This is a genomic window from Xanthomonas sp. LMG 12461 (assembly GCF_009192935.1).
GTDB classification, from domain to species: domain Bacteria; phylum Pseudomonadota; class Gammaproteobacteria; order Xanthomonadales; family Xanthomonadaceae; genus Xanthomonas_A; species Xanthomonas_A sontii.
In genome coordinates this window covers 1-10207 of record NZ_NQYT01000107.1, presented here as the reverse complement: position 1 = coordinate 10207, position 10207 = coordinate 1, and the positions used below count along the sequence as shown (strand labels likewise).

Sequence of the window (10207 nt, the reverse complement as noted above, 5' to 3'; positions counted from 1 at the left end):
CCTCCCTGCCGACGGCCGCGGTCGTCGCCGTCGCCCTGCCCGCCGCCGCGGCCGTCGCGGCGCTGGCGCTGCCGCTGGCCGGCGGCCTCGCCTGGGCTGCGGTCGCCGTGGCCACGCTGGTCGCCGGCCTGCTGCTGGCCGGCAGCGTGCGTTCGGCGCAGCAAACGTCCGCTGCCGCGCAGCGCGAACTGGAGCTGGCCCGCACCGGTCTGCAGGCGCTGGCGCAGGGCGAACTGGAGCGCGTGGACGCGACCGCCGGCGGCAGCGAGATCGGCCAGGCCCTGCTCGCCGCGCAGCGGCCGCTGCGGCAGTTGCAGGCCGACGTCGCGCACATGACCCGCGCGCACGCCGCCGGCGACTGCGACGTGATGCTGGATGCCGCGCAGTCCAGCGGCGCCTATCGGGCCGTGGCCGGCGACATCAACCAACTGGTCGGCGCGCACATCGGCGTCTGCAAGCAGGCGATCGATTGCGTGGGCGAGTTCGGCCGCGGCAACTTCGCCGCGCCGCTGGCCGCGTTCCCGGACAAGAAGGCCTACATCAACGACACCATCGAGCAGGTTCGGCGCAACATGCTCGGCCTGATCGCCGAAATGCGCCGCGTCGCCGAGGAGCACGATGCCGGCGAGATCGACGCCAGCATCGACAGCGCGCACTTCCAGGGCGACTTCCGCAGCATGGCCGACGGCATCAACCGCATGGTCGGCGGCCACATCGCGGTCAAGAAGCAGGCGATGGGCGTGGTCGCCGAGTTCGGCCGCGGCAACTTCGACGCGACCATGCCGCCGCTGCCGGGCAAGAAGGCCTTCATCAACGAGACCATCGAGCAGGTGCGCGGCAACTTCAAGCGCCTGATCGGCGAGATCGCGCGCATGTCCGACGAGCACGACAAGGGCGACATCGACGTGCAGATCGACTGCACCCATCTGGACGGGGAATTCTGCGCGATCGGCAAGGCCATCAACCGCATGGTCGCCGCGCACATCGCGGTCAAGAAGCAGGCGCTGGGCGTGGTCGCCGAGTTCGGCCGCGGCAATTTCGACGCGCCGATGCCGCAGCTGCCGGGCAAGAAGGCCTTCATCAACGAGATCATCGAACAGACCCGCGGCAATCTGCGCAGCGTCGGCGACGTGATCAAGGTGATGGGCGCGATGGCCGAGGGCGACCTCAGCCGCCAGGTGCAGGGTCACTATGAAGGCGCCTTCGCCGACATGCAGCGCTACGTCAACGCCACCATCGACAAGCTCACCAGCATCGTCAACGAGGTCAACGGCAACGCCGTCACCCTGGCCAGCGCCGCCGAGGAACTGTCCTCCACCGCGCAGTCGCTGAGCCAGGCGGCCAGCGAGCAGGCCGCCGGCGTGGAGGAGACCAGCGCCTCGCTGGAGCAGATGACCGGCTCCATCGCGCAGAACGCGGAGAACGCCAAGATCACCGATGGCATGGCCGCCAAGGCCTCGCGCGAGGCCGCCGAAAGCGGCGAGGCGGTCCGCGCCACCGTCTCGGCGATGAAGGAGATCGCACGCAAGATCGGCATCATCGACGACATCGCCTACCAGACCAACCTGCTGGCGCTGAACGCGGCGATCGAGGCCGCGCGCGCCGGCGAGCACGGCAAGGGCTTCGCGGTGGTCGCCGCCGAGGTACGCAAGCTGGCCGAGCGCAGCCAGGTGGCCGCGCACGAGATCGGCGACGTCGCCAGCACCAGCGTGAGCCTGGCCGAGACCACCGGGCGCCTGCTCGGCGAGATGGAACCGTCGATCCGCCGCACCTCCGACCTGGTGCAGGAGATCACCGCCGCCTCCGAGGAGCAGAGCACGGGCGTCGGCCAGATCAACGCCGCGGTCGTTCAGCTCAGCCAGACAACACAGCAATCCGCTGCCAACGCTGAAGAATTGGCCGCCACGGCCGAAGAAGTAAGCAGCCAGGCAGAACAGTTGCAAACGCTCATGAGTTTCTTCACCACCGGCGCCAGCACCGCCCCGGCACCGACCCCGCAACCGCGGCGACAGCCCACGTCGATGCAGCGCACACCACGCGCACGCAGCTTCGGCGGCCCGGCGGCCACCGCCCAGGCCGCGCGCCTGGAAGAAGCCGCGTTCGTCTCGTTCTGATCTCTCCGTCCCGGCCGGTCACGCCGGGGCCTCTCCACTCGCACAGGTACCACGGCATGTCCAACTCTCTCTCGCTGAACTCCAAGCTGTGGACCGGCTCGGCCATCGCCGTCGTGCTGCCATTGGCTGCTGCGGCGGGCGGGTTCGCCCTCGGCCTGAGCGCCGGGCAAACCCTGGCGCTGAGCATCGGCGCCACGGTGCTGGCCGCCGCGGTGCTGGCCTACACCGTCCATGCCATCACCCGCTCGCTGCGGATCGCCACCACCACCCTGGCGCGCTTTGCCACCGGCAATTTCGAGGTGGTGATGCCGACCATCCGCAACGACCAGGCCTGCGAGGTGCTGCTGGCGCTGCGGCAGGTGCAGACTGGGGTGCGCCAGATCAACGACGAGATCGTGCGCATGTCGCGCGAGCACGACGCTGGCGACATCGACGTGGTGATCGACAGCCACCGCTTCGATGGCGAGTTCAAGGTCATCGCCGAGGGCATCAACCGCATGGTCGGCGACCACATCGCCACCAAGAAGAAGGCGCTGGCCTGCGTGGCCGAGTTCGGCCGCGGCAATTTCGATGCGCCGCTGGAGACGTTCCCGGGCAAGAAGGTCTTCATCAACGAGATCATCGAGCAGGTGCGCCGCAACATGCAGGGGCTGATCGCGCAGATGCAGCACATGTCCGCGCAGCACGACGCCGGCGACATCGACGTGGTGATCGAGAGCCACCGTTTCGAAGGCGACTTCCGCAGCATGGCCGACGGCATCAACCGCATGGTCGGCGACCACATCGCCACCAAGAAGAAGGCGATGGCCTGCATCGCCGAGTTTGGCCGCGGCAACTTCGACGCGCCGCTGGACGCTTTCCCGGGCAAGAAGGCGTTCATCAACGACACCGTTGAACAGGTGCGCGCCAACCTGCGCGCGCTGATCCGCGACACCAGCCTGCTCGCCGACGCGGCCGCGGCCGGCCGCCTGGACGTGCGCGCCGACGGCAGCCTGCACCATGGCGACTTCCGCCGCATCGTCGACGGCATCAACCTGACCCTGGACACGGTGATCGGCCCACTCAACGAAGCCAGCGCCGTGCTCAAGGCGATCGAAGCCGGCGACCTGACCCGGCTGGCGGACGTGCAGTGCCAGGGCAAGCTGAAGGAATTGTGCGACAGCATCAATGCCACCGTTGCGCGCCTCGCGCAGGTGGTCGGCGAGGTCAACATCAACGCCGACGCCCTGGCCAGCGCCTCCGAGCAGGTCAGCGCCACCGCGCAGTCGCTCAGCCAGGCGGCCAGCGAGCAGGCCGCCGGCGTGGAGGAAACCAGTGCGTCGCTGGAGCAGATGACCGCGTCCATCGCGCAGAACACCGAGAACGCCAAGGTCACCGACGGCATGGCGGCGAAGGCCGCACGCGAAGCCAACGAAGGCGGCGATGCGGTGCGCTCGACGGTGGTGGCGATGAAGCAGATCGCGCAGAAGATCGGCATCATCGACGACATCGCCTACCAGACCAACCTGCTGGCGCTGAACGCGGCGATCGAGGCCGCGCGCGCCGGCGAGCACGGCAAGGGCTTCGCGGTGGTCGCTGCGGAAGTGCGCAAGCTGGCCGAGCGCAGCCAGGTGGCTGCGCAGGAGATCGGCCAGGTCGCCGAGTCCAGCGTGGAGCTGGCCGAGAACGCCGGCAAGCTGCTGGAGCAGATGGTGCCCTCGATCCGCCGCACCTCCGACCTGGTGCAGGAGATCACCGCCGCCTCCGAGGAACAGACCTCCGGCGTCGGCCAGATCAATGCCGCGGTCGGCCAGCTCAACCAGACCACCCAGCAGGCCGCGGCCAACTCCGAGGAACTGGCCGCCACCGCCGAGGAAATGAGCGGCCAGGCCGAGCAGTTGCAGCAGTTGATGAGTTTCTTCCGTACCAACCAGGTGGTGGCGCCGCGGCGCCCCGCCGCTCCGCAGGCCCTGGCGCGCAAGTCGGCACCGGTGCGCAAACGCAGTTTCGGCTTCGGCGAGACCGGCCTGGCGCTGGTGCCGGCGCCGGACGAAGCGCAGTTCGACACGTTCTGACAATCACACTTCCGTACATCCAACAGGGGGATCACGGTGTTCAAGCAAATGAAGATCGCTACCAGAATCGGACTCGGCTTCGCCGCCGTCTTGCTGCTTATGGTGGGCATGGGCGTGTTCACGGTGGACAAGCTGGCCAAGGTCAACCAGGCCTCCACCGACATCGCCACCAACTGGATGCCCAGCATCCATTACGTGCAGGCGATGAATACCAACCTGTCCGACCTGCGCGTGGCCGAACTGCAACACGTGGTCACCGAAAACCCGCAGGAAATGCGCGCCTTCGACCAGCAGATGGAGCAGATCCTGGCCGAGTATGCGAGTAACCGCGACCATTACGTCAAGCTCATTTCCTCGGACGAGGAAAAAGGCATCTACACGAACTTCAATGGCGAGTTCGACAAGTACCTGGCCTTGCACAAGCAGGTCCTCGACCTGTCGCGAACGCTGAAGACCAGCGAGGCGCTGGCCTTGTTCAACGGCGACCAGCGCAAGCTGTACGACGACGCGTCGACCATTCTCGACAGCCTGGTGGTGCTGAACACCAAGGGCGGCGAAGCCGCCAGCGCAGAGGGCGATGTGCTCTATGCCAGCTCGCGGCAGTGGATCATCGCCGTGATCGTGGTGTGCGTGCTGCTGGGCGCCGGCATTTCGGTCTTCATCGTGCGCGGCCTGATGCGCCTGCTCGGCGGCGAGCCGGCCTACGTGGCCGAGATCGCCAACAAGGTGGCGCAGGGCGACCTCAACCTGGAGGTGGCGGTGCGCGCCAACGACAGGAGCAGCGCGTTGTATGCGATGCGGACCATGGTCGAGCGGCTGAAGCTGGTGATCGACGGCCAGCGCCGCGTGGTCGCCGCCGCCAACCGTGGCGACTTCTCCGAGCGCATCGCCCTGGACGGCCTGTCCGGGTTCCAGCGCGACATGGGCCAGGGCCTGAACGAGTTGGCCACCACCACCGGCGACAGCATCCAGGACGTGGTGCGGGTGATGGGCGGCCTGGCCGAAGGCGACCTGACCCAGAGCATCGACAAGTCCTACGACGGCGCCTATGCCGAAATGAAGAACTACGTCAACGACACCATCGCACGCCTGTCGCAGGTGGTCAGCGAGGTCAACAGCAACGCCGAGGCGCTGGCCAGCGCCTCGGAGGAAGTCAGCGCCACCGCGCAGTCGCTGAGCCAGGCGGCCAGCGAACAGGCCGCCGGCGTGGAAGAGACCAGCGCCTCGCTGGAGCAGATGACCGCGTCGATCTCGCAGAACACCGAGAACGCCAAGATCACCGACGGCATGGCCAGCAAGGCCTCCAGCCAGGCGCTGGACGGCGGCGAATCGGTGCGGGCGACCGTGCAGGCGATGAAGCAGATCGCGCAGAAGATCGGCATCATCGACGACATCGCCTACCAGACCAACCTGCTGGCGCTGAACGCGGCGATCGAGGCCGCGCGTGCCGGCGAGCACGGCAAGGGCTTTGCGGTGGTCGCCGCGGAAGTGCGCAAGCTGGCCGAACGCAGCCAGATCGCGGCGCAGGAGATCGGCGACGTCGCCAGCTCCAGCGTGGAACTGGCCGAGAACGCCGGCAAGCTGCTGGACGAGATGGTGCCGTCGATCAAGCGCACCTCCGACCTGGTGCAGGAGATCACCGCCGCCTCCGAGGAGCAGACCTCCGGCGTCGGTCAGATCAATGCCGCGGTCGGCCAGCTCAACCAGACCACCCAGCAGGCCGCGTCCAACTCCGAGGAGCTGGCCGCCACGGCCGAGGAGATGAGCGCGCAAGCCGAACAGCTGCAGCAGCTGATGAGCTTCTTCAAGGTGCAGGGCGCCCCGCCGGCCAGGACCGCGGCGCGACGTCCCGGCGCCGGGCGCGGCCGCAACGGGCAGGCCGGTCCCAAGCCGATCGCGCGCGTCGCCAACGGCCAGCTGGTCCTGGCGGATTCGCTCGACGAAGCCCACTTCGAAACCTTCTGAGACATGGCCATGAACGCTCCCGCTTCGCTCTCACCCTCCGACGCCGGCGACCTGGCCACGGACCAGTTCCTGACCTTCCTGCTCGGCAAGGAAATGTTCGGCGTCGGCATCCTCGGCATCAAGGAGATCATCGAGTACCGCACGCCGACCGACGTGCCGATGATGCCGCCCGCCCTGCGCGGGGTGATCAACCTGCGTGGCGCCGTGGTGCCGGTGGTGGACCTGCAGCAACGCTTCGGCCGCGCACCCAGCGAGATCAGCAAGCGCACCTGCATCGTCATCATCGAGGTGGCCAGCGGCGAGGAACGCCAGGTGCTGGGCCTGCTGGTGGACGCGGTCAGCGAGGTGCTGGAGATCGCCACCGCCGACATCGCGCCGCCGCCGGCCTTCGGGACCGGCATCCGCCGCGATTTCATCCACGGCATGGGCAAGGTCGGCGAGCGCTTCGTGATCCTGCTCGCCGCCGATGCGGTGCTGGCGCCCCAGGAGTTCGCCAGCATGACCGCGCTCGACGCCCACCTGGAAGAAGGCATCGCCGCCTGAGCGGCCGTTGCCACTTAGCGCCCCGCCCTTTCCTCGAAACGGATTTCGCATGCCCACGTCCCCCGACACCGCCGCCCTGCACCACTTCGGCACGGTCCTGGTGGTCGACGACAGCCAGGTCCAGCGCGAACATGCGCTGGCCCTGTGCCAGCGCATGGGGGCGGTGGCGGTGGAAGGCGCGGCCGATGGGCATGCCGCGCTGGCACGGGTGACCCAGGGGCCGCCGCTGGGGCTGTTGATCGTGGACCTGGAAATGCCCGGCATGGACGGCGTGCAGTTGCTCGACGCACTTGCCCGCTGCAGCGTGCGCGTGCCGATCGTGGTCGCCTCGCAGCGCGGCGCGGCCCTGATCGACTCGGTGCTGCAGGTCGGGCGCAGCAACGGCCTGCAGGTGCTGGCGGGGCTGGAGAAACCGCTGCGCGCCGCCCAGCTCGCGGCCGCGGTGCGCGCCCACGCGCCGAGCGCACCGGCACCACGTGACGACGCCGAGGCGCCCGGCGAGGCGACCATGGCGGCGATGCTGCGCGAGGCACTGCAACGCGGCGAGATCGAGGTGGCCTATCAGCCCAAGGTGGACATGCGCAGCGGCCGGGTCGGCGGCGTGGAAGCGCTGGCGCGCTGGCGGCATCCCAGTGCCGGGCCGATCGCGCCGGACCGCTTCATCGCCGTGGCCGAGCGCGAAGGCCTGATTCACGCGCTCACCGCCTGCGTCGCCGACCAGGCGCTGGCACGGCTGGCGGCGTGGAAACAGGACGGGTTCCAGCTGACCCTGGCGTTGAACCTGTCGCCGAGCATGCTGCAGGACCCGAACCTGCTCGACGAACTGCTCGCGCTGCTGCGCCAGCATGGGCTGGCGCCGTCGGACCTGGTGCTGGAAATCACCGAAAGCTCGCTGGTCTGCGGCAGCGCACTGGGCATGCTGGCACGGCTGCGGCTGCAGGGCTTCGGCCTGTCGCTGGACGACTACGGCACCGGCTTCTCCTCGCTGCAGCAGCTCACCCGCATCCCCTTCACCGAATTGAAGATCGACCGCATCTTCGTCCACGACGCGCACCGCAGCCGCAACCTGCGCACGGTCCTTGAATCGGCGCTGGGCATGGCCCAGCGGCTGGGCCTGAGCACCGTCGCCGAGGGCATCGAAACGGTGGAGGACTGGACCCTGCTGCAGGAGCTGGGCTGCGACTTCGGCCAGGGCTACCTGCTGGCGCGCCCGCTGGGGGGCGGGGCGCTGCACGCCTGGCTGCTGGAGCACCAGCGCCTGCTGCAGGAACACGGCCCCACCGGCAACGCCAGCGTCCCCGCTCCCGCCCCTCCCCACTGACCGACCGGCCATGACCATGACCAGCCACGACACCATCACCGAGCAGGAATTCGGCCGGTTCCAGCGCTTCATCTTCGACGCCGCCGGCATCACCATCTCGCCGGCCAAGAAGGCCATGCTGTGCGGGCGCCTGGGCAAGCGCCTGAAGGCGCATTCGCTGCAGACCTACACCCAGTACCTCAAGCTGCTGGAAAGCCGCGAGGGCAGCGGCGAGGTGCAAACCGCGATCGACCTGCTGACTACCAACGAAACCTATTTCTTCCGCGAACCCAAGCACTTCGACCTGCTGCGCAGCATCGCGGCCGCGCACACCGGCAGTACGCCGTTCCGTTGCTGGAGCGCGGCCAGTTCCAGCGGCGAGGAGGCCTACAGCATGGCCATGGTGCTGGACGATACCCTGCAGGGCCGCCCCTACGAGGTGGTCGGCACCGACATCAGCACGCGCGTGCTGGCCAAGGCGCGGACCGGCCATTATCCGCTGCTGCGCATCGAGCACATGCCGCCGGCCATGCTCAAGCGCTACTGCCTCAAGGGCCGCGGCGAGTACGAGGGCAGCATGCTGATCGACCGCAAGATCCGCGACCATGTGCGCTTCCTGCACGCCAACCTCAACGCGACGCTGCCCAACCTGGGCCAGTTCGACGTGGTGTTCCTGCGCAACGTGATGATCTACTTCAACGGCCAGACCAAGCGCGAAGTGGTGGCGCGGGTGCTCGGCACGCTCAAGCGCGGCGGCATCTTCTGCATCGGCCACTCCGAAAGCCTCAACGACGTCAACGGCGACGTGGTGCAGATCGCGCCGTCGGTGTACCGCAAGCCATGAACCACGACGTCCCAGGAGGGAACCCCGCATGACCACGATCAAGGCCATGGTGATCGACGATTCGGCGGTGGTGCGCCAGGTGCTGGTCGCCGTGCTCAACGACGCGCCCGGCATCGAGGTCATCGCCGCCGCGGCCGACCCGCTGCTGGCGATGGACAAGATGCGCCAGCAGTGGCCGGACGTGATCGTGCTGGACGTGGAGATGCCGAAGATGGACGGCATCACCTTCCTGCGCAAGATCATGAGCGAACGCCCCACCCCGGTGGTGATCTGCTCCACGCTCACCGAGAAGGGCGCGCGGGTGACCATGGACGCGCTGGCCGCCGGCGCGGTGGCGGTGGTGACCAAGCCCAAGCTCGGCCTGAAGCAATTCCTCACCGACTCGGCCGAGGAAATGATCGCCACGGTGAAGAGCGCCGCGCGCGCCAACGTCAAGCGCCTGTCGGCGCGGCCGGCCGTGGCGCCGGCGGAGCCGGAGATCAAGCACACCGCCGACGTGATCCTGCCCGCACAGGGCGGCCGCGCGCTGTCGCAGACCACCGAACGGGTGGTGGCGATCGGCACCTCCACCGGCGGCACCCAGGCGCTGGAGGAAGTGCTGACCGCGCTGCCGCGGGTGAGCCCCGGCATCGTCATCGTCCAGCACATGCCGGAGAAATTCACCGCCGCCTTCGCCGCGCGCCTGGACACGCTGTGCCAGATCTCGGTGAAGGAAGCGGCCAACAACGACCGCGTGGTCCCGGGACGCGCGCTGATCGCGCCGGGCGGCAAGCACATGCTGCTGCGGCGCAGCGGCGCGCAGTACTTCGTCGAAGTGCTGGACGGGCCGCCGGTGAACCGGCACCGGCCGTCGGTGGACGTGCTGTTCCGCTCCGCCGCGCGCGCCGCCGGCGGCAACGCGCTGGGCATCATCATGACCGGCATGGGCGACGACGGCGCGGTCGGCCTGCTGGAGATGCGCCAGGCCGGCGCACGCACCGTGGCCCAGGACGAACAGAGCAGCGTGGTGTTCGGCATGCCCAAGGAAGCGATCAAGCGCGGCGGCGCGGAGAAGATCCTGCCGCTCAACGCGATGGCGCGCGAGATCGGCCAGCAGCTGAGCTAGCCCAGCCGGCCGCCGCACCACCCTGCCGCAGGAGCGGCTTCAGCCGCGACGAAGCATTCCCATGAATGTCGGTCGCGGCTGAAGCCGCTCCTTGTATCTGGACATGTCGCCCCTAAACAGGCGTCATGTCTTCCGACTGATCATCGGAGGAGGTGCGGGAGGTCCAGTCGCTCCTAAAGCTTCGAGCTTGCATCGCAGATCGGCTCCGCCCTCCACATGCTGGCCCTTGTGTGTCCGAACGGTATCCAGAGTCCGCCCGCGGGCGTGAACTCGCATCGCTAA

Annotated in this window: 7 protein-coding genes; all 7 read left to right on the top strand. The window is 68.5% G+C overall.

Annotated elements, in window-relative coordinates:
* Positions 1-5 precede the first annotated feature (5 nt).
* The 7 genes from CEK68_RS20315 to CEK68_RS20285 are packed head-to-tail and all read left to right on the top strand — an operon-like array spanning position 6 to position 9925.
* Positions 6-2114, top strand: coding sequence for a methyl-accepting chemotaxis protein (locus CEK68_RS20315; protein WP_152240471.1), 2109 nt, complete (start codon positions 6-8; stop codon positions 2112-2114).
* A 56-nt stretch (positions 2115-2170) separates the two neighbouring features.
* Positions 2171-4168, top strand: coding sequence for a methyl-accepting chemotaxis protein (locus CEK68_RS20310; protein WP_152240470.1), 1998 nt, complete (start codon positions 2171-2173; stop codon positions 4166-4168).
* Between the two features lie 48 nt (positions 4169-4216).
* The gene (locus CEK68_RS20305; RefSeq protein WP_152240469.1) at positions 4217-6133 is read left to right on the top strand and encodes a methyl-accepting chemotaxis protein; all 1917 of its coding nucleotides are present in this window, start codon (positions 4217-4219) and stop codon (positions 6131-6133) included.
* 9 nt (positions 6134-6142) lie between these two features.
* Positions 6143-6676: a chemotaxis protein CheW gene (locus tag CEK68_RS20300; RefSeq protein WP_026143817.1), complete on the top strand. Its 534-nt coding sequence runs from the start codon at positions 6143-6145 to the stop codon at positions 6674-6676.
* Between the two features lie 49 nt (positions 6677-6725).
* Entirely contained in the window at positions 6726-7997 is a 1272-nt protein-coding gene (locus CEK68_RS20295) for an EAL domain-containing response regulator (RefSeq protein ID WP_152240468.1), read from the top strand.
* A 16-nt stretch (positions 7998-8013) separates the two neighbouring features.
* Entirely contained in the window at positions 8014-8820 is an 807-nt protein-coding gene (locus tag CEK68_RS20290; RefSeq protein ID WP_026143818.1) for a CheR family methyltransferase, read from the top strand.
* Between the two features lie 28 nt (positions 8821-8848).
* On the top strand, positions 8849-9925 hold the full coding sequence (locus CEK68_RS20285) for a chemotaxis response regulator protein-glutamate methylesterase (RefSeq protein ID WP_017909387.1): 1077 nt from the start codon (positions 8849-8851) through the stop codon (positions 9923-9925).
* Positions 9926-10207 lie beyond the last annotated feature (282 nt).